Source organism: Dactylosporangium sp. NPDC005572 (assembly GCF_040605515.1).
Classification (GTDB): domain Bacteria; phylum Actinomycetota; class Actinomycetes; order Mycobacteriales; family Micromonosporaceae; genus Dactylosporangium.
Map to the genome: position 1 here is coordinate 77464 of NZ_JBEXCY010000002.1, position 23097 is coordinate 100560.

The 23097-nt window shown below is 73.0% G+C and carries 22 protein-coding genes; 13 read left to right on the top strand and 9 right to left on the bottom strand.

Translation table 11 applies throughout. The features are described from left to right. Window positions 1-12: 12 nt before the first annotated feature. Window positions 13-1932, bottom strand: a complete 1920-nt coding sequence (locus ABZS66_RS01485) for a DUF1800 domain-containing protein (RefSeq protein ID WP_354754050.1) — start codon at window positions 1930-1932, stop codon at window positions 13-15. A gap of 175 nt (window positions 1933-2107) precedes the next feature. Here ABZS66_RS01485 and ABZS66_RS01490 point away from each other — a divergent pair, with 175 nt between their 5' ends. Both ABZS66_RS01490 and ABZS66_RS01495 read left to right on the top strand, forming a co-directional pair. After that, complete coding sequence (locus tag ABZS66_RS01490; RefSeq protein WP_354754052.1) at window positions 2108-4219, top strand: nitrate- and nitrite sensing domain-containing protein; 2112 nt, start codon at window positions 2108-2110, stop codon at window positions 4217-4219. After that, entirely contained in the window at window positions 4216-4608 is a 393-nt protein-coding gene (locus ABZS66_RS01495) for a roadblock/LC7 domain-containing protein (protein WP_354754054.1), read from the top strand. Before ABZS66_RS01490 ends, ABZS66_RS01495 begins: the two co-directional genes overlap by 4 nt. Here ABZS66_RS01495 and ABZS66_RS01500 read toward each other — a convergent pair. After that, entirely contained in the window at window positions 4589-5638 is a 1050-nt protein-coding gene (locus tag ABZS66_RS01500; RefSeq protein ID WP_354754056.1) for a YihY/virulence factor BrkB family protein, read from the bottom strand. The two genes, ABZS66_RS01495 and ABZS66_RS01500, sit on opposite strands and share 20 nt — an antisense overlap. Window positions 5639-5806: 168 nt before the next feature. Continuing rightward, window positions 5807-6493 (bottom strand): copper resistance CopC family protein, encoded by a 687-nt coding sequence (locus ABZS66_RS01505; RefSeq protein ID WP_354754058.1) that lies wholly within the window; start codon window positions 6491-6493, stop codon window positions 5807-5809. A 169-nt stretch (window positions 6494-6662) separates the two neighbouring features. Here ABZS66_RS01505 and ABZS66_RS01510 point away from each other — a divergent pair, with 169 nt between their 5' ends. Then, window positions 6663-7388 carry a hypothetical protein gene (locus ABZS66_RS01510; protein WP_354754060.1) on the top strand — a complete coding sequence of 242 codons (726 nt, stop codon included), beginning with the start codon at window positions 6663-6665 and terminating at the stop codon, window positions 7386-7388. On the opposite strand, the gene ABZS66_RS01515 is transcribed toward ABZS66_RS01510, so the two are convergent. After that, window positions 7352-7723: a MerR family transcriptional regulator gene (locus ABZS66_RS01515; RefSeq protein WP_354754061.1), complete on the bottom strand. Its 372-nt coding sequence runs from the start codon at window positions 7721-7723 to the stop codon at window positions 7352-7354. The two genes, ABZS66_RS01510 and ABZS66_RS01515, sit on opposite strands and share 37 nt — an antisense overlap. A 32-nt stretch (window positions 7724-7755) precedes the next feature. On the opposite strand from ABZS66_RS01515, the gene ABZS66_RS01520 reads away from it, so the two are divergent. The 3 genes from ABZS66_RS01520 to ABZS66_RS01530 all read left to right on the top strand — a co-directional run bounded on the left by ABZS66_RS01520 (window position 7756) and on the right by ABZS66_RS01530 (window position 12105). Beyond that, on the top strand, window positions 7756-8730 hold the full coding sequence (locus tag ABZS66_RS01520) for an aldo/keto reductase (protein WP_354754062.1): 975 nt from the start codon (window positions 7756-7758) through the stop codon (window positions 8728-8730). Between the two features lie 217 nt (window positions 8731-8947). Further along, window positions 8948-10780, top strand: a complete 1833-nt coding sequence (locus tag ABZS66_RS01525) for an anthranilate synthase family protein (RefSeq protein WP_354754064.1) — start codon at window positions 8948-8950, stop codon at window positions 10778-10780. 140 nt (window positions 10781-10920) lie between these two features. Further along, window positions 10921-12105 carry an MFS transporter gene (locus ABZS66_RS01530; RefSeq protein ID WP_354754065.1) on the top strand — a complete coding sequence of 395 codons (1185 nt, stop codon included), beginning with the start codon at window positions 10921-10923 and terminating at the stop codon, window positions 12103-12105. A gap of 182 nt (window positions 12106-12287) precedes the next feature. Here ABZS66_RS01530 and ABZS66_RS01535 read toward each other — a convergent pair whose 3' ends face one another. The 5 genes from ABZS66_RS01535 to ABZS66_RS01555 all read right to left on the bottom strand — a co-directional run bounded on the left by ABZS66_RS01535 (window position 12288) and on the right by ABZS66_RS01555 (window position 16312). After that, complete coding sequence (locus ABZS66_RS01535; RefSeq protein WP_354754067.1) at window positions 12288-12428, bottom strand: hypothetical protein; 141 nt, start codon at window positions 12426-12428, stop codon at window positions 12288-12290. 221 nt (window positions 12429-12649) lie between these two features. After that, complete coding sequence (locus tag ABZS66_RS01540; RefSeq protein ID WP_354754068.1) at window positions 12650-13582, bottom strand: sugar kinase; 933 nt, start codon at window positions 13580-13582, stop codon at window positions 12650-12652. After that, window positions 13579-14298 (bottom strand): SDR family oxidoreductase, encoded by a 720-nt coding sequence (locus tag ABZS66_RS01545; protein WP_354754070.1) that lies wholly within the window; start codon window positions 14296-14298, stop codon window positions 13579-13581. Before ABZS66_RS01545 ends, ABZS66_RS01540 begins: the two co-directional genes overlap by 4 nt. Then, the gene (locus ABZS66_RS01550; protein ID WP_354754071.1) at window positions 14295-15185 is read right to left on the bottom strand and encodes a dihydrodipicolinate synthase family protein; all 891 of its coding nucleotides are present in this window, start codon (window positions 15183-15185) and stop codon (window positions 14295-14297) included. The genes ABZS66_RS01545 and ABZS66_RS01550 overlap by 4 nt, the downstream gene beginning before the upstream one ends. Next, window positions 15182-16312: a mandelate racemase/muconate lactonizing enzyme family protein gene (locus tag ABZS66_RS01555; protein WP_354754073.1), complete on the bottom strand. Its 1131-nt coding sequence runs from the start codon at window positions 16310-16312 to the stop codon at window positions 15182-15184. Before ABZS66_RS01555 ends, ABZS66_RS01550 begins: the two co-directional genes overlap by 4 nt. 86 nt (window positions 16313-16398) lie before the next feature. On the opposite strand from ABZS66_RS01555, the gene ABZS66_RS01560 reads away from it, so the two are divergent. The 7 genes from ABZS66_RS01560 (at window position 16399) to ABZS66_RS01590 (ending at window position 23090) form a co-directional block, all read left to right on the top strand. Continuing rightward, complete coding sequence (locus tag ABZS66_RS01560) at window positions 16399-17205, top strand: IclR family transcriptional regulator (RefSeq protein ID WP_354754075.1); 807 nt, start codon at window positions 16399-16401, stop codon at window positions 17203-17205. A gap of 131 nt (window positions 17206-17336) precedes the next feature. After that, window positions 17337-18014, top strand: coding sequence for a GntR family transcriptional regulator (locus ABZS66_RS01565; RefSeq protein ID WP_354754077.1), 678 nt, complete (start codon window positions 17337-17339; stop codon window positions 18012-18014). A gap of 9 nt (window positions 18015-18023) precedes the next feature. Further along, window positions 18024-18905 (top strand): sugar ABC transporter permease, encoded by an 882-nt coding sequence (locus tag ABZS66_RS01570; RefSeq protein ID WP_354754079.1) that lies wholly within the window; start codon window positions 18024-18026, stop codon window positions 18903-18905. After that, window positions 18902-19792: a carbohydrate ABC transporter permease gene (locus ABZS66_RS01575; protein ID WP_354754081.1), complete on the top strand. Its 891-nt coding sequence runs from the start codon at window positions 18902-18904 to the stop codon at window positions 19790-19792. Before ABZS66_RS01570 ends, ABZS66_RS01575 begins: the two co-directional genes overlap by 4 nt. 88 nt (window positions 19793-19880) lie before the next feature. Next, the gene (locus tag ABZS66_RS01580; protein WP_354754083.1) at window positions 19881-21167 is read left to right on the top strand and encodes an extracellular solute-binding protein; all 1287 of its coding nucleotides are present in this window, start codon (window positions 19881-19883) and stop codon (window positions 21165-21167) included. A gap of 29 nt (window positions 21168-21196) precedes the next feature. Continuing rightward, entirely contained in the window at window positions 21197-22330 is a 1134-nt protein-coding gene (locus ABZS66_RS01585; RefSeq protein ID WP_354754084.1) for a mandelate racemase/muconate lactonizing enzyme family protein, read from the top strand. Next, window positions 22323-23090, top strand: coding sequence for an SDR family oxidoreductase (locus tag ABZS66_RS01590; protein WP_354754086.1), 768 nt, complete (start codon window positions 22323-22325; stop codon window positions 23088-23090). Before ABZS66_RS01585 ends, ABZS66_RS01590 begins: the two co-directional genes overlap by 8 nt. The last annotated feature ends 7 nt before the right edge of the window (window positions 23091-23097 follow it).

Genomic DNA, 23097 nt, shown 5'->3' on the forward strand with positions numbered 1-23097 from the left:
TCGGGGCCGGTCTCACCGCAGCGCGTGGTAGACGGAGTCGAGGACCAGCGGGGCCAGGTTCGGCAGCTTCCCGCCCAGGTTGGGGTCCGTGATGCGGGTGTCCGGCTTCGCGCCGAGGAACTTGATGAGCGCGTCGCGTTCGGCCGGCTTCATCGGCTGGAAGATCAGCCGGTTGCACAGCACGTCGAGATAGGTCGCCATGGTCGCGGCGGGCTGGGTCACGAGCGTGTCGGCCTTCGGGTTCGACAGGCCCTTCCACTGGCCCTGGACGAACGCCCGGTGCGAGTTCCAGGTCTCCAGCATGCCCGCCGCCGAGCTCCACGCGGTCGCCACGTCGGGGTAGCCGTCCGGCGGCTCCCAGCCCAGCGGCGGCTGGCCCAGCTTGCGGGTGAAGTTGTAGAGGTCGTCGAGGGCCTTCTTCATGTCCGGGCCGGGCTGGGTGCCGACGACCCGCGCGCTCGCGACGAAGTTCTCCAGCGGCCGGCGCGTCTTGAGGCCGGACGCGATCCAGAACTCCAGCGAGCGGAACAGCACCTTGAGCACCGGGATGATCGCGGTACCGCTCTCCTGGTACGTCTTGGCGAGCCGGTCGACGAGGGCCTGCGGCGGCGTGTCGCACACGAACCGGACGGCGAGCTTGCGGGCGATGTACCGCGCGGTCGACGGGTGGGTCGCCAGGTACATCAGGTAGGCGTCGCCGACGGCGAGGCCGTCCTTGGCCGACTTGTTGGCGTGCTGGAACCCGAGGACCTTGACGGCGCCCGTCCAGTGGCGGCCCTGCTCGTACCGGAAGGTGCCGTCGCGCGTGGCCGTCCGCCCGGTCATGAGGTACGCCGAGTTGCGGACGTCCTTCTCGTTGTACCCGCCGTCGATGCCGACGGTGTGCAGCTCGAGCAGCTCGCGGCCGTAGTTCTCGTTGACGTTGCGCTTGTCCGACGACGTGTTGTCGAGGTACCGCATCATCGCCGGGTCCCGCGCGGACGCGATGAGCATGTCGGAGAACTTGCCCAGCGCGTTCTTGCGGATCACGTTGACGTCGTAGGGCACCCGGGTGTCCCAGCCGCCGTCGAACGGGCTGGTGATGTTGAGGTGGTTGTTCCAGAAGTCGACCATGACCTCGAAGAGCTGGCGGGAGCTCCAGATCTGCCGGGCGATCGCCGCCCGGCACAGCTCCTGCATCGCCTGGCCGTCGTTGTCCTTGACCGTGGTCCGGATCTGCTGGGTCGTCATGGTGACCGTCGGGGTCACCTTGAGCACCGCGTCGCCGACCGGGTCGGGGACGTTGCCCGGGTCGAGCTGCTGGTCGAGCCAGGCGTCGATGCCGACCTGCTTCACGGCGGCCACGTCGGCCAGGGTCGGCCCGAACGTGCAGCGGCGCAGCAGGTGCAGCACCGGGTCGCGGTTCAGCGGCGACGGGAAGCGGGGTGTGGCGCGCATGGCGGCGACCGCCGCGGCCGAGGCCGTGTCGGCGACGCCGGCCGCGCCGAGGTCGTTGAGGTCGCCCTGGCCGCTGGTGTAGCTGGAGTCGCGGTTCGAGAAGGAGCCGGCGTCGCGGGGCGAGATGTTGCCGCCGCCGTGGCCCGTCTTGACGAAGTCCTCGTCCTCGGTGGTCGGCGGGCGGCCGAGCATCACCGCGGCGCCGGAGCCCAGGCCGCCGAGCGCGACCGCGCCGCCACCGATGGCGAGCAGGGCCTGCCGCCGGTTGCGGGTGAGCTCGTGCAGCGCGGGCCGGCCGGTGCGCAGCCAGGCCGGGGCGGGCCCGGACGCCTTGCGCCGGGCCGGCTGGGAGTCGGCGGGGTCCGCCTCCTGGCGCGGCTCCTGGAGCACGCGAGGCATCGGGAACTCACCGGTGTAGTCGCTGAAATACTCGCCCTTGACCTTCTTGGGCATGCCGGTGGACGACGGGTCGTCGGAGAAGAGCCGCTCAGGCACGGACGAAACCCTAGTGAGCGCGATCTCCGGCCTCAAGCGGTGAAGTGCGGGCCCGGTTCAAACTTGTCTTTGTTCTTGCTTAAGCGCCCCGCATTTACCGTGAAACCCGTCAATCCGGACGACTACCAAAAGTTATGTCTTCCATACGCAGCGCTCAAGGGTGTACGCATAGACGGTGGAGCAACGCCGCCGCCGGCTCCGGCTCGCCGACCTTCCGGTGGTGGCCAAGCTCGGCCTCGTCCTCGTCGTACCGCTGCTCGGCCTGCTGGTCCTGACCGGCTACGCCGTCTCCGCGGCGGTCGCTGCCGGGCCGGGTGACCTGCGCGGCGTCACCGCCGTGGCGGGCGAGGCCGGGCACGTCGCCGACGGCCTCCAGCGCGAGCGGCTGGCACTTGCCCAGGGTGCGCCGACCGCGGCCGAGGCGGCGCTCACCGACGCCGCGGTCGAGCGGTTCCGCGACCGCGTGGCCCGGCTCGACCCGGGCGACCCCGACGGCCCGGCGCTGCGGCGGATCCTCGACGCGGTGACCGCGCTGCGCGCCACGCCGGTGACGCCGGGTCCCCTCCAGCCGGTGCTGCTGCAGTACGGTCAGGTCATCGCCGACCTCGCCGCCTTCCAGCAGGCCATCGCCGACCGCCCGGCTCCCGCCGCGGTCCGCTCCGCCGCCCGCGCGACCGGATGGCTGGCCGTGGCCCGCGAGGAGCTCGCGCTGGTGCAGGTGAGTGTGGTGCGGGTGATGGCCCAGGGCGTCACCACCCCGGCCGACCAGCAGCGGCTGATCGCCCACCGCGGCGCCCACCTCGACGCGGTGCGGCGCTTCACCGCCGACGCCCCGGCCGCCTGGCGCGCCGCCCTCGACGGGGTCCCGTCCGCCGAGGAGGCCGCCGCCGTCGACCGCGCGCTGCTCGGCGGGCCGGTCGACCCGGCCTTCCCGCGGCTCGCCGCGGCCCACCTCGACGGGCTGCGGACGGTCGCCGACCTCGCCGCCGCCGACACGCTGCGGCTGGCCGGCAACGCCCGCGACGGGCAGCAGCGCACGATCGTGGCCGGCTTCGCGCTGCTGGTCGTCGTCGTCGCCGGCTCGATCGCCGTCGTGGTCGTCGTCGGCCGGTCCACGGCGGGCGCCCTCCGCGCGCTGCAGGCCGGCGCGTTCCGCATCGCCTACGAGCGCCTCCCGGAGACGGTCCGCGCGCTCGAGGAGGCCGACGCGGCCACGGCCCACCAGGTCGCCGCGCAGCAGACCGCCGCCACCGACGTGCCGGTCGCCGGGCGCGACGAGATCGGCCGGGTCGCCGAGGCATTCAACGCGGTACAGCGGGAGGCCGTGCGGACCGCCGCCGAGCAGGCCGCCCTGCGGGTCGGCGTGTCCACTGCGTTCGTCAGCCTGGCCCGGCGCGGCCAGCGGCTGGTCGACTCGCTGGTCGAGCGGCTCGACACCGCCGAGCGCGACGAGGCCGACCCGGACCGGCTGGCCCAGCTGTTCGGCTTCGACCACCTCGCCGCCCGCATCCGGCACGACAACCAGAGCCTGCTCGTGCTGGCCGGGGTCGACCCGTCGCGGGCCCACCGCCGGCCGGTCGCCCTCTACGACCTGCTGCGGGCCGCCCAGTCGCAGATCCTCGACTACGAGCGGGTCGAGTACGGCCGGATCGACACCGACGCCGCCCTCGCCCCGGAGGCGGTCGATGGGATCGTGCACCTGCTCGCCGAGCTCTTCGACAATGCCGCCCGCCACGCGCCGCTCGGCGCGCCCGTGCTCGTCGACACGCGGCGCGCGGGGGAGGGGCTGATCATCGAGGTCGCCGACCACGGCCCGGGTCTCACCGCCGACCGGCTGGCCGACCTCAACCGGCGGCTCGTCGAGCCGCCCCCGCTCGACGTCGCCGACTCGCGCCAGATGGGGTTCGCCGTCGTCGCCCGCCTCGCCGCCCGCCACGGCGTGGACGTCCACCTCCAGGCGCCCCCGTCCGGCGGGGGCCTGGTCGCCGTCGTGCGCGTCCCGGCCGGGCTGGTGCGGGCCGCCGAGCCGGTGGCGGTCGCGGTCGCGTCCGGGCAGCGGGAGGCGCTGCCCCGGCCACTGGACCGCAGCCCGGCCCTGCCCGGCGGCGAGCCGGTCGACGTGCCGGCTCCGCGCAACGGCACCACGATGGTCCCCGTCGTACCGGGACCACGGGTCACGCCGGACGGCCCGACGGTCGACGCCGAGCCCACCCGCCTGCTCTCGAGGAAACCGACCAATACCGCGAACCACCACCGCGAAGTCACGGAAGGACACTCGACGACATGACCTCCACCACGGGGCTGGACCGCCTGCTGAGCGGCTTCACGCAACGCGTCGACGGGGTGCGGCACACGGTCGCCGTCTCCGGCGACGGGCTGCTCGTCGCCGCGTCCGAGGAGTTACCGCCCGAGCGGGCCGACCAGCTCGCCGCGATGGTGGCCGGCGCGGTCTCGCTCGCACACGGCGTCTCCGGGTGCACCGGGGCCGGCCCGGTGGTGCGCACGATCGTCGAGATGGGGCGCAGCCTGCTGTTCGTGACGGCGCTCGGGGAGGCCGGCTCGCTCGCCAGCCTGGCGACCATGGTCCAGCCCGGCTGTGACGTCGGTGCGGTCGCCTTCGAGATGGCCGGGCTGGCGGAGCAGGTCGGCGACGCCCTCACGCCCTCCTTGCGTTAGCGCCGTCGCGCGGCTCCTCCTCCTGCTCCTCCTCCTGCTCCTCCCCGGCGGCTCCGCCGTGGTGATGGTGGAGGTCGTCCTCCTTGACCCTGCTGGCGTCCCGCAGCGGGATGTACGGCTCCTCGTCCTCGGACACGCCCGCCTCGATGGCCCGGCTCCGCTCCAGCTCGGCGTCGAACTCGGCGCCCAGGAGGATCGCGATGTTCGAGATCCACAGCCACACCAGGAACGCGATGATGCCGCCCAGCGTGCCGTAGGTCTTGTTGTACGAGGAGAAGTTCGACACGTAGACCGCGAAGCCGCCCGACGCCACCAGCCAGATGAAGACCGCCAGCGCGCCGCCCGGAGTGATCCAGCGGAACCCGGTCTGCTGCGCGTTCGGCGAGGCCCAGTACAGCAGGGCCAGGATCAGCATCACCACCAGCAGCAGCACCGGCCACTTGACGATGTCGAACACCTGCACCGCCTGCTTCGACAGTCCGATCCAGCCCCCGGCCTCCTGGGCGAACCGGCCGGTGAACACGATGCTCAGCGCGGCGAGCGAGATGAGCGCGCCCACGGCGATCGTGATGCCGAGCCGCAGCGGCAGCAGCTTCCAGATCGGCCGGCCCTCCGGCACGTCGTAGATGACGTTGGAGGCCCGCATGAACGCCCCGACGTACCCGGACGCGGTCCACACGGCGGCCAGCAGACCGACGATGGCCAGGACGCCGGCCGAGCCCGAGCCCTGCTTCAGCTCGTCGACGGCGCCGTTCACCGGGCCGGCGATGGACTCGGGGAAGAGCTCCTTGGTGGTCGTGAGCACCGCGTCCTGGGTCGTGTCGGTCAGCAGCAGGCCCGAGACCGACAGCAGCACCAGGATTCCGGGGAAGATCGACAGCACCCCGTAGTAGGTGAGGGCGGCCGCCCAGTCGGTGAGATTGTCGCGGTTGAACTCCTTGACCGTCCGCTTCAGCACGTCGATCCAGGATCGCCTGGTGAGCTCGGTCGGCTTGTCGGGCGCTCCGTCGAGCTCGTGGTCGTCCGTCATCACGCCACCTCGTCCGCCGGGGGTCGGTACGCTCCATATGCCCGGCGGCCGTGCCCGCTTAACGTCCCGGTGCGACCCTTCCGGCCCTGATCAGGGCCACTTGCGCCAGGTCGACCGGTTCGGTCGCGGGACGGCCCGGCGATGACGGAGGCCTCCGGCCCGAGCGGGCTAGTTGGCCTCGTTGGCGGTGCTGGGCGACCCGACACGCTGGGTCGGCGCCGGGCGGATGCGGCGGCGGCTGAAGCCCAGGAACGCCACCAGGATGCAGGCCGCCACGAGGGCCGCGGCGGCATACGTCCACCAGGCCGGCGGGGCGGAGCGTGGCTCCGGCAGCTGGGCGTCGAGCCGGGCGCCCGGGTTGCTGGAGAAGAAGTCGGCCGGGGCCGCGGCCGGGGCGGTGCTCTCCACGGCCTGGGTGGGCGTCGGCGACGGGCTCTTGGTCGCGCCCTTCGACGGCTTCACGCCCGTCGTGACGGTGAAGGAGAGGCTGCCGTGGCTGGCGCGGTCCAGGGTGCTCGTGGTCGAGTACGACACCGTGTACCGGCCGGGCGCCGCGTCGGGGACCGATACCGACACCTTCACCGTCTCGTTGCGGATGACCGGCGTGCCGAGCTCGATGGTGCGGCCGGCGCTGTCCGTCAGGTTGACGTGCGCCTCGACGAGCGTCTCGGTGAACTGGAGTTCCAACGTCCGTGGCAGGTGCGCGACGGACGACTCGGCGGACGGGTCGCTGGAGACGAGCGCCAGGCGCGGCGCGTACGCGACAGCGGTGCCCGAAAACGCCAGGATGCTGAGAAAACCGGCAATGACGGCGAGCCTCAGCGTCCAACGTCCGTTCTGGAATCGCCCGGTCATGGGCGGAAACGATAGTGCATTGACGGACCGGATGCGCGGAACGCGGGTGCTAGCGTGCCCATTCATGGGTGGCAGTTGGCGTGAACTGTTGCAAATCGACCGCCCGCCGGCACCCACTCCGGCCAGCCGTCGTCTGCGCCGGCTGATATTGGCGACCGCCGTCGTCACTGTGGTGGTCGACATCGTCAACCTGGAGTATTCGGCGGAGGCCGGTTTTGGCCTCGGGGTGCGTACCGTCTGGGCGATCCTGCGCGCCCTGGGCTTTTTGTTCCTGATGCGGGAGATTCGTTTCGGCCGGCTCTCCGCCCGCCCGTTCGGGCTCATCCTGACCGTCACCACGATCTTCGCGTCGGCCCGGCTCAGCCAGCCGCGGGCCGGCGGGCTCCTGCCGCAGTGGCCGGTGCTGGCCGGCCTGGCCGCCGTCACCGCGCTGTGCGCCGCCGTGCTGTGGCAGCTGTTCCGCTCGCCCGAGATCGAGGCGCACCTGACCCGCCGGGCGCCGCGCCGGCCCGTCCCGCCGTGGGTGCTCACCGCGCGGGTGGCCGCCCTGTCGTACTCGGCGCTGATGTTCGTGCCCTGCCTGGTCGCCCTCGGCTCGCTGTTCGACGAGCCGCGCCGCCCGCCGGAGACCGCGGTGCCGCTGGTCGTGTCGTGGTTCGTGCTCTCGTTCGCGGTCGGCCTGGTCGCCGGGATCATCAGCTTCGTGACGCTCTTCGGCCACGGCTGGGCGCGGGTACTGCTGGCGCTGGTCAGCGTCTTCGTGATGATCGTGCAGCCGGTGCTGTGCTGGCTGCTGCTCGGCCCCGACGGCGTGCTGCGCGACGGCGTCCCGCTGGTGCTCGCCGCCCTGCTGTGCCTCTACGGCCTGGCCAGGTCCCGGTCGGCCCCGGCATAGAGCTTGATCTTGTACTCGATCGTCGTCAGGTCCTCGTGCAGCGCCGCGATCCGCTCCAGCACCTTGCGCCGGTGCTCCTCCAGCAGCTCCCGCCGCGCGTCGTAGGTGGCCTCGCCGTCCCGGCACAACTGCGCGTACTGCCGCGTGTCGGCGATCGACATGCCGGTGGCCCGGAGCCGGGACAGGATGCCGAGCATGCTCAGGTCCTGCTCGGAGTAGCGGCGGTGGCCGTTGCCGCCCCGCTCCGGCGGGTCCAGCAGGCCGGCGCGCTCGTAATAGCGCAGCGTGTGGGGTGAGAGGCCGGTCCGCTCCGCGACCTCCGCGATCGTCAGCATGTTTCCCAGGTTAAAGGGGCAGTGTGGAGGGCATGCGACAGCGAAACCTCGGCTCACTGACCGTCTCCGCCCTCGGCCTCGGCTGCATGGGCATGAGCGAGTTCTACGGCCCGGGCGACGACGCGGAGTCCGTCGCCACCATCCACCGCGCCGTCGACCTGGGCATCACGCTCCTCGACACCGCCGACGCCTACGGGCCGTTCGAGAACGAGCGGCTCGTCGGCCGGGCCGTCGCCGGCCACCGCGACGAGGTGGTGCTCGCCACCAAGTTCGGCATCGAGCGCGACGGCGACCGGCGGGCCATCAACGGCCGGCCCGACTACGTGCGCCGGTGCGTCGACGCCTCCCTCCAGCGGCTCGGCGTCGACTACATCGACCTGTACTACCAGCACCGCGTCGACCCCACCGTGCCCGTCGAGGAGACCTGGGGCGCGCTGGCCGAGGCGGTGACCGCCGGCAAGGTGCTGCACCTCGGCATCTCGGAGGCGTCGCCGGCCACGGTGCGCCGCGCCCACGCCGAGCACCCGGTCACGGCCGGGCAGTACGAGTACTCGCTCTGGTCGCGCGAGCCCGACCAGGAGATCCTGCCGCTGTTCCGGGAGCTGGGCATCGGCCTGGTCGCCTACAGCCCGCTCGGCCGCGGCTTCCTCACCGGCGAGATCACCAGCCCGGACCAGTTCGCGCCGGACGACTTCCGCCGCGGCAACCCGCGCTTCCAGGGCGAGAACTTCACCCGCAACCTCGACCTGGTGGCCGAGGTGCGCTCGCTGGCGGAGGACAAGGGCGTGACGCCGGCCCAGCTCGCGCTGGCCTGGGTGCTCGCCCAGGGCGACGACGTGGTGCCGATCCCGGGCACCAAGCGCCGCACGTATCTCGAGCAGAACGTCGCGTCGCTCGACGTCGCCCTGTCGCCCGACGACCTGGCCACGCTGGAGAAGCTCGCGATCGCCACCGACGTCGCCGGCACCCGGTACGCCGAGTCGGCGATGGGCCAGCTCGGCCGGTGAGCGTCGTTCCCGGCGGTGCCGCTGGCGCCGCCGGGCTTTCCCTTGTACATTCCGTTGCGTGTCCGCGCGATTGAACAGCTGCTGGTGGCCCGCCTGACGAGGCGGCCCACTTCCGCGTGACACGACTTCCGCGGCCGCCCCTGAGGCGGTCGCTTTTTCGTTCCCTGGGAACACCCGCCTCGGCCGGCCACCCGATCCCGTCCGAAGGGGAACGCACATGCTGCCTGCTGGCACACCGTTCGCGCTGCTGCGGCGCGAGGGGCGCGACGTCGTCGAGGTGCTGACCGGCCCGGTCGTCACCGTCGACCGCCTGGCCGACATCCCGGACCGCTCACTGTCCCTGATCCCGTTCCGCCAGGTCCGCGAGCGCGGCTTCGCCTGCGTCGACGACGGCACGCCGCTGTCGGTCCTGTGCATCGAGGACCGTCGCGAGGTGCCGGTGGCCGAGGCGCTCGACGCGCTGCCCGACGCCCTGCCGGCGCTGACGGGCGGCGCGTTCGACGTCGACGACGACACCTACGCCTCGATCGTCGAGACCGTCCTGCGCGACGAGATCGGCCGCGGCGAGGGCTCCAACTTCGTGATCCACCGCGTCTTCGAGGCCGACCTGGCCGGCGACCCGGTGGCCGCGGCCCTGACGGTGTTCCGCCGGCTCCTGACCCGGGAGCGCGGCGCGTACTGGACCTTCGTCGTCCACACCGGCGACCGCACGCTGGTCGGCGCCACCCCGGAGCGCCACGTCAGCGTCGAGGACGGCCTGGTGATGATGAACCCGATCAGCGGGACCCTGCGCGGCCGGCCCGACAAGGCGTCGGTGCTGGAGTTCCTGTCCGACCGCAAGGAGATCGACGAGCTGTCGATGGTCCTGGACGAGGAGCTGAAGATGATGGCGACCGTGGCCGACCTCGGCGGCCAGGTGATCGGCCCGTACCTCAAGGAGATGACCCACCTGGTCCACACCGAGTACCTGCTGGCCGGCCGCGGCTCGCTGGACGTCCGCGAGGTGCTCCGCGAGACCATGTTCGCCCCGACGGTCGTGGGCAGCCCGATCGAGAACGCCTGCCGCGTGGTGGCCCGCCACGAGCGGCGGGGCCGCGGCTACTACGGCGCCGTGCTGGCCCTGGTCGACGGCGGCACGCTGGACGCCCCGATCCTCATCCGGACGGCCGACATCGACGCCGCCGGCCGCCTGCGCATCCCGGTCGGCGCCACGCTGGTCCGCCACTCGACCCCGGCCGGCGAGGTCGCCGAGACCCACACCAAGGCCGCCGGCGTCCTGGCCGCGCTGGGCCTGACCGCCGGGCCCGCCGCCGTACCGTCCACTGTGGACGCCAGGCTCGCCGCGGACGACGAGGTGCAGGCCGCGCTCGTGTCCCGCAACGCCGCGCTCGCACCGTTCTGGCTGCGGCCCCGCGACGCGTCGACCCCCGACCCGGCGCTCACCGGCCGCCGCGTGCTCATCGTCGACGCCGAGGACACGTTCACCGGGATGCTGCTGCACCAGCTGCGCGTGCTGGGGCTGGAGGTGACGCTCCGGCGGTACGACTCGGAGCTCACCACCGACGGCTTCGACCTCGTCGTCGCCGGGCCCGGCCCGGGCGACCCGCGCCTCGCCGACGACGCCAAGATGGTGACCATGCGGGGGCTCATCAGGCGCCGGCTCGACTCGGGTGCGCCGCTGCTCGCCGTCTGCCTCGGCCACCAGCTGCTCTGCGGCGAGCTGGGGCTGCCGCTGCGCCGCAAGGCCGCGCCGTACCAGGGCATGCAGCGCGAGATCGACTTCTTCGGCCGCCCCGCCCGCGTGGGCTTCTACTCGACGTTCACGGCGACGGCGCCCGGCGACCGCGTCGTCACGCCCTACGGCGAGGTCGGCGTCGCCCGCGACCCGGCCAACGGCGACGTCCACGCCCTGCGCGGCCCGAGCTTCGCCGGCGTCCAGTTCCACCCCGAGTCGGTGCTGAGCTACGACGGCATCGAGCTGCTCCGCGCGCTGCTCACCGGCCTGCTGCCCGCTTCGGCGGCGGCGAAGGCGGGCACCGTCCCGGAGTGATCCCCCGCGTCGCGAGGCTGGTCGCGCGCTCCTTCGGGGGCCGCGACCGGCCGGGTGCGCCGTAGGGTGCTCTTGCGTTCCAGCGTCCGTTGCACGATGCTTCCGAAATATTCTCACTTCTGCGTCCCGGGGAGTCGGCGATGGATCTGCGCGACCGCCGTGCACGTGCCGCCGTCGCCGGGGCCTACCTGGTGCAGGGGTTCTGCTTCGCCGCGCTGCTGACCCAGACGGGCGTCCTCCAGGAGAAGTTCGGCTTCTCCGACGGTGAGCTCTCCCTGGTACTGCTGGCGGTCCCCGTGGTCGCGGGCGTCGGCAGCGTCGTCGCCGGCGTGCTGAGCACCCGCTTCGGCAGCTCTCCCGTCCTGCGCGCCGGCGGTCCGGGCGTCTGCGTGGCGATCGCCCTGGCCGGGCTGTCCGCCGCGCGCTGGCAGCTGTTCGCCGCGCTGGCCCTGGTCGGGCTGTTCCTCGGCATCGTCGACGCGACGATGAACATGCAGGGCGTGAGCGTCGAGCGGCGGTACGGCCGCCCGGTCCTGAACTCGTTCCACGCGGTCTGGAGCGTCGGGGCGATCCTGGGCGCCCTCGCGACCGCCGGCACCGCCCGGCTGGACTGGTCGGTCGGCGCGTCGCTCAGCGCGGTGGCCGCGGTCGGCGTCGTGCTGGCCCTGCTGGCCGGCCCGGCGCAGCTCAAGCGGTCCGAGGAGGCCCCCGAGGCCCAGCCCGGTGCCGGCCCGGACATCCCGTGGCGCCCGATCGTCCTGGTCGGCATCGCGATGATGCTCATGTTCATCGCCGACTCGGCCGTGTCCAACTGGAGCGCGGTCTTCATGGACAACGTGCTGTCCGCGAGCACGAGCGTCGCCGCGCTCGGCCTGGCCGCGTACCAGACCACGATGCTCATCGGCCGCACCGCGGGCGACCGGGTGGTGCGCCGGTTCGGTCCGGCGGGCGTCGTCTCGGTCGGCGGCGTGGTCGGCGGCCTGGGCCTGGCCCTCGTCGCGGCGTCCCCGAACGCGGCGGTCGGCATCGCGGGCTTCGCGGTCGTCGGCCTGGGGCTGTCGCTCGTGGTGCCGCAGTCGTTCTCGGCGGCGGGCCGCCTCGACCCGGCCGGCACGGGCGTCGCGATCGCCCGCGTCAACCTGTTCAACTATGTCGGCTTCGTGGTCGGCGCGGGCATGATCGGCGCGGTGGCCGAGAGCGCGTCGCTGCGCTGGGCGTTCGTGGTCCCGGCGGTGCTGGCGGCCGGCATCGTGGCCCTGGCCCCGTCGTTCCGCACCCACGCCCCGGCCGCAACCCCCATCGCCGCCCCGGCCCCTCTTCCATGATCACGAAGGCTTCGCCCACCCAGGGGTGCCAAGAGCCTTCGTGATCACGCGTGGTGCGCGCCGGTGCTCGCCTTCTAGGTGGCCGTGGCCCCCGCTCCTGCTCATGCTCCGGCTCCTGCTCTCGCTCCGCTTTCGTGATCGCGAAGGCTTTGCCCACCCCGGGGTGGGCAAAGCCTTCGCGATCATGCGGGGTGTGCGCTCGCGCTGACCTTCCCGGCCGCCGCCATCGAGCCGCGGGTCGTCGCGGCCAGGGGCGTCTGTTCGCGTAGTGCGTCGGCCACCTCGCGGTGCGCCGTCGCGACCGCGCCGAGCCGGTCCGCCACGCTGCCCACTGTGGTGGCGGCCCAACCGCGCCCGTCGGCACCTGGTCGGCGATGACCGCGACGAGCGGCCCGTGCAGCCGCAGGATCGCGCACAGCACGCGGCGCCGCGACCGGAACGCGGCGTCGCTGAGCCCGACCCTGGCGTGCGGGGCGTGCGGGGCGTGAGGGGCATGAGCCACGACAGGGCCCCGGACATGCGTGCTCCCCACGACGACAGTTGCTTACGTTTCGATGCTGTCGGCCTCCGCGACAAGAGCCGCTGCCTCCCGCGGCGCGGGCAGGCCGTCCGTGTCGCCCGGCGCGGCGACGACCCCGGCCGCGAACCGCGTCCCGAGCCAGGCCGCCCCGCGCGGCGCGATGCCGGCGAGCCGCGCGGCGAGGTACGCCCCGGCGAACGCGTCCCCGGCCCCGACCGGGTCCACGACCTCCACTGCCGCTGAGGGGAGCCGGCGCGGGCCGCCGGGGTCCGCGTGCCAGCAGCCGTCGGCGCCCGCCTTCAGCACCACCTCGCCGACCCCGGCGGCGCGGGCCCGGTCGAACACCTTCGCCGGCTCGTCGACCCCCAGCAGCGGGCCGGCCTCGTCGGTGCCGAGCAGGAGGTACGTCGTCATCGGCAGCAGCTCGACGAGCAGGTCCGTCACGGGTGGGAGCCCCGGCCGCAGGTTCGGGTCGAGGGCGACCGGGATCCCGCGCTCGTGCGCGGCGCGGGCCAGCCGCGCCACCGCCCGGCGCGGCCCGGGCCCGAGCGCCGCGGTGAGCCCGGACACGGCGACCAGGGCGGGCCCGGCGGCGAGGGCCCGGTCGGCGTCCGCCTCGTCGAGCGCGGAGGCGGCCGAGCCGGCCCGGTAGTAGTGCACGCGGCGGGCACCGTCGGGGCGCGCGTCCTTGAAGAACACGCCGGTCGGCCGCGACTCGTCGACGGCGACCAGCCCGGTGTCGACGCCGAGCGCCGCGGCCGCCGCGCACACCCGCCGGCCGAACGGGTCGGCCCCGACCCGGCTGCAGAACGCGGCCCGCGCCCCGGCCCGCCGGGCGGCGGCGAGCAGGTTCAGCTCGGCCCCGGCCACGTGCACCGAGGCCGACCGGCACTCGTCCAGCGGCTCCCCGTCCGCGGGCTGGAAGAGCACCATGGCCTCGCCGAGCCCCACGATCACGGCAGCCACCGGGCCCGCAGGTCGGGGCGTAGCCAGGCGGCGGGGGAGGCGATCGACAGCCCCCCGTCCACCGGCAGGCACACGCCCGTGATGAAGCCCGCCTCCGCCGAGGCCAGGAACCGCACGGCCGCCGCCACCTCCTCCGGTCGCCCCACGCGGCCCAGGGGGTACCCCTCGGCGACCCGCGGCAGGTGCTCGCCGCCGATCATCCCGGGCGCCACCGCGTTGACCCGGACCCCGCGCGGGCCGTACTCCAGCGCCAGCTGCCGCACCAGCCCGTCCAGGCCCGCCTTGGCCGCCGCGTAGCCGGGCAGTCCCGGCGCGGCGAGGAAGCTGTTCACGGACGTGACCGCCACGATGCTGCCGCCGGACGGCAGCACCGGGAGCGCGGCCCGGCACGCGTAGAACGCCCCGGACAGCGTCACGTCGAGCGCCGCCCGCCACTGCTCGTCGGTCTGCTCGGTCGCCGGGGCGACGGGCATGACCGCCGCGGCAAGCACGAGCACGTCGAGCCGGCCCAGCCGGGACAGCGCGAACGATGTCGCCGCGGCCGCTCCGGTACTGCTGGAACAGTCGACGACCGCGGTGTCCACAAAGGACGGATCGGCGAGCGGCTCCAGCGCCACGCCGGCGACCCGGTCCCCATCGGCGGCGAAGGCCGCGCCGATCGCCCGGCCGATGGGGGAGGAGCAGCCCAGCACCAGGACGCCTCTCACAGCGCCAGGTCCGACAGGATCAGGTCCAGGGCCGCGAGCGTCGCCGCGTCCGCATCGACGGCGGGCGCGCGGACCGTCGCCGACGCGATGACCCCGCGCCGCACCAGCACGTGCTTGTGGATCGCCCAGGCGATGCCCGGCTGGAGGCCGAACCGGACCAGCGGCAGCAGCCGGTTGAAGGCGGCCCGCGCCTCGTCGTGGGCGCCGGCGAGGTACAACCGCAGAATCTGGGCGAGCAGATCGGGGAACTCGCTGGCGGGCATGGTGCCGACGGCGCCGCGGGCGTACTCCTCCAGCACGAAGAGCGCGTTCTGCCCGCCCAGCACCAGGAACTCCCCGGCCGTGGCGTCGATGACGGCGCCCACCTTCGGCGCCGTCGGCTGGGTCTCCACCTTCACCGACTCGACCCCGTCGAGCTTCGACAACTCCACGATGAGCGGGACGGGCAGCGTCACCCCGGTCGACCCGGGCGCGTCCTGCACCATCACCGGCAGGCCGGCGGCGGCGACGGTCCCGTAGAAGTCGACGATCTGGGCCGGCGACGGCTTCACCATGAACGGCGGGATGACCATGACGACGCTCGCGCCCGCCTCCTGCGCGGCGAGCGTCTGCGTGACCGCGTCGCCGGTGCCGGTCGCCGAGACGCCGGCGACGACGGGCAGGACGGGGCCGGCCTCGGCGCTGACCACGCCGAGGATCGCGGCGCGTTCGGCGGCCGTGAGCGTGAAGCCCTCGCTCGCGAAGCCGAAGACCGCGAGCCCGTCCGCGCCGGACGCGACCGAGAACGCCACCAGCCGTCGCAGGCTCTCCAGGTCGAGCGAACCGTCGGGGTGGAACGGGGTGGCGAGCACGGGGATCAGCCCGCGCGCGTCGGTGGAGCGGCTCACAGGTCCTCCAGCAGGACGTCGACGCCGAGGCCCGGCGCCGTCGGGACGGGGAACGAGCCCGGGCCGCCGGGCAGCGGCCGGGCCAGGATGCGGTTGGCGACCGGGAACGGGCCCGGCTGGAACTCGAAGACGGGCATGGCCTCGACGGCGGCGGCGACGTGGAGGCCGGCGGCGAGCACGACGCCCAGGCCGACCGAGTGGTGCGGGGCGACGGGCACGTGGTGGGCGGCGGCGACCTCGGCGATCGCCATCGCCTCGGTGATGCCGGTCCGCCCGACGTCGGGCTGGGCGATGTCGAGGGCGCGGGCCTGCAGCCAGTGCCGGAACTCGTAGCGGTTGCGCAGCGTCTCGCCGACCGCGACCGGCGTGACGAGCGCGGCGGCCAGCTCGCGGTGGCCCTCGACGTCCTCCGGCACCAGCGGCGCCTCGTAGAACCAGGCGCCGCGCTCGTCGAGCGCCCGGCCGAGGCGCAGGGCGTCGGCGAGGTCGTACGCCCAGTGGGCGTCGACGGCGACCCGCATCCCCGTGGCGGCGACCGCGTCGTAGGTCGCGAGGTCCTCGGCGACGCCCCGGCCGAGGTGGAGCTTCACCGAGCTTGCACCCTCTGCAAGCCACTTGCGCGCCAGTGCCGCCCGTTCCCCGTCGGTCGGTACCGGAAGGCCCGACACGTACGTCGGCACCGACGCCCGGAAGGCGCCCCCGAGCAGGGCGTGGACCGGCAGGCCGGCCGCCTTGCCGGCCAGGTCCCACAGTGCGATGTCCACCGCGGCCAGGGCGTCGGCCTGGTGCCCGACCAGGTGGCCGCGCTCGCGCATGAGCCCGGTGAGCCGCGACCAGAGCGGCCGCACCCCGCGCGGGTCGGCGCCGACCAGCACCGGCGCGAGCAGCCGGTCCACGATCGCCTGGGCGATCTCGGGGCCCACCGGGGCCAGGCACTCGCCCCAGCCGACGGTGCCGTCGTCGCAGGTCAGCCGCACGATCAGGGTCTCGAAGCGGTCGGAGTAGAGGCTGCGCCAGGGTGGCCGCACGTAGTAGTCGGCCTCGACGGGAGCCCGCGTGGCCGCGCCCAGGTAGACGTCGTCGCCGCGCAGCTTCAGCGGATGGGTGCTGACATCAACGATCTTCACAAGGTGACCTCCGCTGGGCGGTTGACCGCTTGCAACATGCGGGATATCTTGCCGTATCACGCAAGCAACTTCCAGAGAGGGTTCCGATGGCTTCGGATGCCGGAAGCAACCAGAGCGTCGAGCGGGCGCTGACGGTCCTGCGCGTGTTCACCGCCGGCCGCGCCGAGCTGCGCGTGTCCGACGTTGCGAAGCTCGCCGACCTTGGACTCTCCACCGCGTCGCGGCTGCTGGCAACCCTCGAGGCGGCGGGCTTCGTGGACCGTGACCCGGTGAGCGGGCTCTACCGGCTGGGGCTGGACATGGTCAGCCTCGGCGGCGCGGTGCTCAACAGCCACCCGGTGCACCGCGAGGCCCGCCAGATCGCCCAGAACCTGGCCGCCGAGCTGGGCCTGGGCGTCAACGTGGCGGTGCGCCGCGACGCCAGCCTGTTCTACCTGCTCAACTTCGAGGGCCGGCAGGCGCCGCGGGCGTTCGTGCTGGCCGGCCAGCGCAACCCGCTGCACGCCACCGGCCTGGGCAAGTCGCTGCTCACCGGCCTGACGGCGGCCGAGCGGCGGGCCCTGCTGCCGGCCGACCGCCTGGTCTCCTACACCCCGCGGACCATCACCACCCACGCCGAGCTCGACGCGGAGATCGAGCGCACGGTGACCCGGGGATACGGCTCCGAGCTGGAGGAGCTCGCCCTCGGCCGGGCCTGTGTGGCCGCGCCGATCCGCGACTCCTCGGGCGGCGTGGCGGCCGCGCTGTCGGTCTCGGGCCCGCTCTCCGCAATCGACTTGCAGAAGCGGGAGGCGGAGCTGTCGCGGGCGGTCATCGAGGCCTGCGACTCGATCAGCATCGGGCTCGGCTACGTCGGCCCGGCCCACCACGTGCCGCTGGAGCAGGTCAGATGAATGGCCTGGTGAGCGGAGCGCGGCGGCTGTGTGGGACGTCGCCTGAAAATGGTTGCCGAACCACTGCCCCGGGTGGCACACTCCTTCGCACACGGTCGATAGTATACGATCGCCGAAGCGGAGGGACCTACATGGCACTCGCCGGATTCCAGACCAAGGCCGACCTCGTCTACGAGCGGCTCCGGGACGCGATCCTCACCGGCGAGCTGCGCCCGGGGGAGCGGGTGAACATCGACGCCCTCTCCCGCGAGCTCGGCATCAGCAAGATCCCGCTGCGCGAGGCCGTGCAGCGGCTCACCGCCCAGGGCCTCGTCGTGCAGCCCAACCCGCACGCGGGCGCGCAGGTCGCCCCGCTGTCGCTGCGCGAGATGCGCGGCGTCTACCTCGCCCGCGGCGCACTGGAGGGCCTCGCCGCCCGGGTGGCCGCCACGACCGTCAGCGACGCCGAGCTGGCCGAGCTGCAGGAGCTGCACGAGCAGATGCGGCAACGGTGCACGGCCGGCGACACCAGCGAGCTCTCCGCGCTCAACCGGAGGTTCCACGCCGGCATCGCCGACGCCACGCACTACGCGACGCTGCGTGAGCTCACCGACCTGACCCTGCTGCGCGTGCAGCACTACCGCGTCGGCGTGCGCGTCGAGCCGGCCTGGGGCCAGGTCGTCACGGAGCACGCCGCCATCCTCGACGCGCTGCGCCGCCGCGACGCGGACCGCGCCGAGATGGCCGCCCGCGACCACGTCGAGTGGCAGCTGGGCGTCGAGCTGCGCGCGACGCTCGACCCTTCCCTCATCGACCTGGACGACGACTGAGGTGCGCACATGAACAAAGGTCTCAGCGACCGCACGTTCGGCTTCCTGCTGACGCTCCCGGCGCTGGCGCTGCTCGGCGCCGTGGTGCTCTACCCGCTCGTCGGCGCCCTGTCGACCAGCCTCTTCCACCAGAGCCTGGTCCTGCCCGGCCGCACGTTCGCCGGCCTCGACAACTTCACGGACGTGCTCAGCCGCAACTTCTGGCCGGTCCTGCAGCACACGGTGGTCTTCACCGTCGGCGCGACGGTGGTGCCGGTCGTCGTCGGCTTCGCACTCGCCCTGGCGCTCAACACGAAGCTGCGCGGCCGGGCCGTGCTGCGCGGCCTGTTCCTGATGCCCTGGGTGATCCCCGGCGTGGTCGTCTCGTTCGTCTGGCTGTGGATCTTCAACGCCAACTACGGCCTGCTCAACGGCCTGCTGGTCCAGCTGCACATCGTGGACGAGCCGGTCACCTGGCTCGGTGACCCGACGACCGCGATGGCCGCGATCATCGTGGCCAAGAGCTGGGCCAGCTTCCCCTGGATCATGGTGATGCTGCTGGCCGGCCTCCAGACGGTACCGGCGACGCTGCACGAGGCGGCGGCCCTGGACGGCGCCGGCGCGGTCAAGCGGTTCTGGCACGTCACGCTGCCGCACCTGCGGGGCATCCTCGGCATCGTCGTGCTGCTGGAGGTCATCTGGAACGTCCAGCACTTCGACATGATCTACGTCCTCACCAACGGCGGCCCGGCCGGCTCGACGACCACGTTCGCGGTGGCCGTCTACGACACCGCCTTCAAGGCGTTCGACCTGGGCGACGCGAGCGCGCTCGGCGCGCTGTGGCTGGTCCTGATCCTCGCCCTGGTCGTGGTCTACGTCCGGGTCTCGGAGCGAGGGGAGAAGGCGGCATGACCGTGCAGGAGCTCGCCCGTCCCACGCCCACGCCGACCGAGCCCCCGGCCCCGGTCCGCAAGCCCCGCCGCCCGCGCACCCTGGGCGCCGCCGCGGTCGTCGCCATCATCGGCGTCTTCGCCTTCGGCCCGGTCTACTGGGTCCTCGTCACCGCGCTCACCCCGACGCACGACGTGTTCCGGTTCCCGCCCCACTTCATCCCCGACCGCATCACGTTCGAGCACTTCGGCAGCATCTTCGAGAGCCCCCGCCTCCTGAAGTACCTGCTCAACTCCATGATCGTCTCGCTGATCACGGCCGTGCTCACCGTCATCGTGAGCGCCTACACCGGCTACTCGTTCGCGAAGTTCCGCTACCGGGGCCGCCGCTCCCTGATGTACCTGGTGCTCGCCTCGCAGATGTTCCCGCAGGCCCTGCTGCTGATCACGCTCTACCTGGTCTTCAGCCAGGTCGGCCTGCTCAACTCGTACCTCGCGCTGATCCTGTCCTTCACCACGTTCACGCTGCCGCTGTGCGTCTGGATGCTCAAGGGCTTCTTCGACACGATCCCCGACGAGCTCATCGAGGCGGCCAAGGTGGACGGCGCCGGGCAGGGCGCCATCATCCACCGCATCCTGCTCCCGGTCTCGCTGCCGGGCCTGGTCGCGACGGGGCTGTTCGCCTTCATCCGCGGCTGGAACGACTTCATCTTCGCCCTGACCCTCGCCGGCCCGGACAAGCAGACGCTGCCGCCCGGGCTCGTCAACACCTACCTCGGTGAGTTCGAGACCGCCTGGCCCGAGCTCATGGCCGCGTCGCTGGTCGTGTCGCTGCCCGTCGTCATCGGCTTCACCGTCCTGCAGCGCTACCTCGTCGCCGGCCTGACATCCGGCGCCGTGAAGGGCTGAACACGCTCAACGTTTTCAGGCGACGTCCCACGCGGCCACCGCGCTCGGTTGCCCACGACACCCCGCCCACCCGCCCCTGGAGCCTCCAATGAACGTTCGTTTGACCCGCCGGTCGGCGCTGGGCCTCTTCGGCCTCAGCACCCTCGCCGCCTGTGCCCCGTCCACCAGCGCCCCGACCCCCGCCGGCACCGAAGGCCTCAAGGACGACGGGGTCAAGGAGTTCCCGCTGACCTCGTGGTCCTACAACGAGGCGGTCACCAAGCAGCCGATGACCGACGCCATCGCCAAGTACACGGCGGCCAACGCCGGGGTCAAGATCACCACGCCGTCGTACCCGTACAACGACTACCTCAACCAGTTGCTCCTGCAGGTGCAGGGCGGCCAGCTCGCCGGCGCCGTCCAGCTCGACGTCGCCTGGCTGGCCACCCTCGCCGCCACCGGCAAGCTCGTCGACCTCAAGAGCGTCGCCACCGGCCTGGACTACGCGCCGGCCGCGCTCGCGCTCGGCCAGTCCGGGGGCGCGCAGTACGGCCTGCCGTGGACGTTCGCCGGCATCGGCCTCATCAGCAACCAGGAGCTGCTCACGAAGGCCGGCGTGACCTCGACGCCGAAGACGGTCGCCGAGTTCGAGGCGGCGCTCACCGCGGTCAAGGGCCTCGGCGGCGGGATCGTCCCGTGGGCCGGCATGACCAAGGTCGACCAGCTCAAGGACATCATCCCGTGGATGTGGGAGTTCGGCTCCCCGATCGTCCAGGACGGCAAGATCGTCATCGGGGACGACGGCAGCGTCGAGGCCCTCACCTGGTACAAGAAGCTCTACGACCAGAAGCTCATCGCTCCCGACGTCAACCGGGTCGACGCCCGCGCGCTCATGTCCCAGGGCAAGACCGCCTTCTACGAGGACGCGATCGGCGGCAAGGCGACGGTCACCAAGTCGTCGCCGGACAAGGACCTCGGCACCAAGATGGTGCCCGTCGCCCGCCCGGTGAAGAACGCCGGCGACAAGCCCCGGCACCTCGCCTGGGGCCAGGTCATCGCGGTCATGAACGGCTCCGGCGCGGCCGCCGCGGCGAACTTCGCCAAGACCGTCACCACCGAGCAGGGGTACACCATCGACTGGTTCACCAAGACCGGCCTGCCGCCCACGACGAACGCGGGCCTCGCCGACTCGGCGGTGAAGAACGACAAGTTCGCCACCGACTTCACCGCGCAGATCGGCGCCAACTCCAGCGCCAGCCCGTTCTGGATCTACCCCCAGTTCTCCCAGATGGAGAAGGTGCTGGCCGAGGAGGTGCAGTCGATCCTCATCGGCAAGAAGTCGCCGAAGGACGCGCTGAGCTCCGCCCGCGACCGGATGAACGCCCTGATCAAGTAAGGGATCAAGTGAAGCTCACGATCGCCTCCGTGGAAGCCGTCGCCCTGGCCGCCCCGTTCGAGCGGATGTTCGACGAGGTACCGGAGTGGCTCCTCACCCCGGCGTCCAGCCATCGCGTGCTGCCGCGCCTGGGGCAGTACACCACCCTCGTCCGGATCCGCACGGTCGACGGCCTGGAGGGCATCGGCGAGGCCTACGGCCTGCCGGAGCCGCGGGTGACCGCCACCATCGTCGGTCACCTGCTCGCGCCGATGCTGATCGGGCGGGACGCCGGCGCGTCGGAGGCCCTGTGGGAGCTCATGTTCGGCGCGCAGGCCGGCGCCGGGCGCACCGGCGGGTTCTACCTGGAGGCGATCAGCGGGGTCGACCTCGCGCTGTGGGACCTGCGCGGCAAGGCCGCCGGGCAGCCGGTCCACCGGCTGCTCGGCGGCCCGGTCCGCACGTCGGTGCCGGTCTACGCGTCCCCGATCCCGTTCCTGCCCACCACCGCGGAGTCCGCCGAGCGGGCACTGTCCTTCCTGGACGACGGGTTCCACGCGGTGAAGCTCAAGCTCGGCCGCGGCGAGGCGACCGACCTCGCGCACGCGGCCGCCGTGGTCTCCGCGATCGACGGGCGCGCGGCCCTGCACGTCGACCTCAACTGCGCGTACGACGTGCGGACCGCGATCCGCCTCGGCCACGCCCTGGCCGATCTCGGCGTGCGCTGGCTGGAGGAGCCCCTGGCCACCGACGACGTCGCCGGCCTGGCCGAGGTCCGCGCGGCCGTGCGGATCCCGGTGGTCACCGGGGAGAGCGAGTTCATCCGGTACCGCTACCGCGACTTTCTGCTGGCCCGCGCCGCGGACGTCGTGATGCCCAACCTGGCCCGCGCCGGCGGCATCACCGAGGCCCGCCGGATCGCGGCGCTGTGCTCGGCGTTCCACGTCGACGTCTCGCCGCACGGCGTCGGCTCCGCGATCGGCCTGGCCGCGGCGCTGCAGTTCGCGGCGGCCACCCCCAACGTGCCCATCTACGAGTACAACCGGCTGCCCAACCCGCTGCGCGACGACCTGGCGCCCCGTCCGTCCCTCGTGGACGGTGCGCTGGTCGTGCCCGACGAGCCGGGCCTCGGCATCACCCTCGACGAGGATCTGATCGCCCACTACGAGGTGTTTCGTGCCTGACCTCGCGGTGGTGACGGGGGCGGCGGGCGGCATCGGCTCGGCCGTCGCCGCCCGCCTGCGCGCCGACGGCTTCACCGTAGTGGGCATCGACCGTGCGGAAGCGGACCTCACCGATGAAGCGGCAGTGCTGTCAGTTTTTCGCGGTATCGGCACCGTCGCCGTGCTGGTGCACTGCGCCGGCGTCACCGCCGGTGCACCTGCGCACGCCACGTCGTTGACCGACTGGCGCGCGGTCCTCGACACCAACCTCACCTCCGCGTTCCTCTGCGCACGGGCTGTGCTGCCCGGGATGCTGCACGAAGGGCGCGGTGTCATCGTCACCATCGGCTCCGTCCACGGCCACGCGTTCCAGCCCGGCTACCCCGCCTACGCGGCGGCCAAGGCCGGCCTGGCCGCCTTCACCCGCCAGCTCGCCGTCGAGTACGGCCGCTCCGGCGTCCGCGCCGTCACGATCAGCCCCGGCTGGGTCCGTACCCCCGACACCCTGACCCGCGTCACCGACCCGAACGACCTGGCCCGCCTGGCCGAGACCCAGCTCGCCGGCGAGCCGGCGCACGTCGCCGACGCCGTGGCGTTCGCCGTCTCGCCCGCGGCCGCCCTACTTACCGGCACGGAGATCGTCCTGGACGGCGGCGCCTCCGCCGTCCAGCCCGCGGCCCTGCTCAGACCCGGGCCGCGTGCCCGCCTCGGCCTTCCGCCACTCACGGAGGCCCGTCCAAGGCCGGGTCCAGAGCCGATAGGCCCCGACCAAATCAGCTAGGAGGAGT

Coding starts and splice junctions, on each gene's coding strand:
- ABZS66_RS01495 (WP_354754054.1), top strand. CDS start 4,216: ATGACCTCCACCACGGGGCTGGACCGCCTGCTGAGCGGCTTCACGCAA.
- ABZS66_RS01500 (WP_354754056.1), bottom strand. CDS start 5,638: ATGACGGACGACCACGAGCTCGACGGAGCGCCCGACAAGCCGACCGAG.
- ABZS66_RS01505 (WP_354754058.1), bottom strand. CDS start 6,493: ATGACCGGGCGATTCCAGAACGGACGTTGGACGCTGAGGCTCGCCGTC.
- ABZS66_RS01515 (WP_354754061.1), bottom strand. CDS start 7,723: ATGCTGACGATCGCGGAGGTCGCGGAGCGGACCGGCCTCTCACCCCAC.
- ABZS66_RS01520 (WP_354754062.1), top strand. CDS start 7,756: ATGCGACAGCGAAACCTCGGCTCACTGACCGTCTCCGCCCTCGGCCTC.
- ABZS66_RS01525 (WP_354754064.1), top strand. CDS start 8,948: ATGCTGCCTGCTGGCACACCGTTCGCGCTGCTGCGGCGCGAGGGGCGC.
- ABZS66_RS01530 (WP_354754065.1), top strand. CDS start 10,921: ATGGATCTGCGCGACCGCCGTGCACGTGCCGCCGTCGCCGGGGCCTAC.
- ABZS66_RS01560 (WP_354754075.1), top strand. CDS start 16,399: ATGGCTTCGGATGCCGGAAGCAACCAGAGCGTCGAGCGGGCGCTGACG.
- ABZS66_RS01565 (WP_354754077.1), top strand. CDS start 17,337: ATGGCACTCGCCGGATTCCAGACCAAGGCCGACCTCGTCTACGAGCGG.
- ABZS66_RS01570 (WP_354754079.1), top strand. CDS start 18,024: ATGAACAAAGGTCTCAGCGACCGCACGTTCGGCTTCCTGCTGACGCTC.
- ABZS66_RS01575 (WP_354754081.1), top strand. CDS start 18,902: ATGACCGTGCAGGAGCTCGCCCGTCCCACGCCCACGCCGACCGAGCCC.
- ABZS66_RS01580 (WP_354754083.1), top strand. CDS start 19,881: ATGAACGTTCGTTTGACCCGCCGGTCGGCGCTGGGCCTCTTCGGCCTC.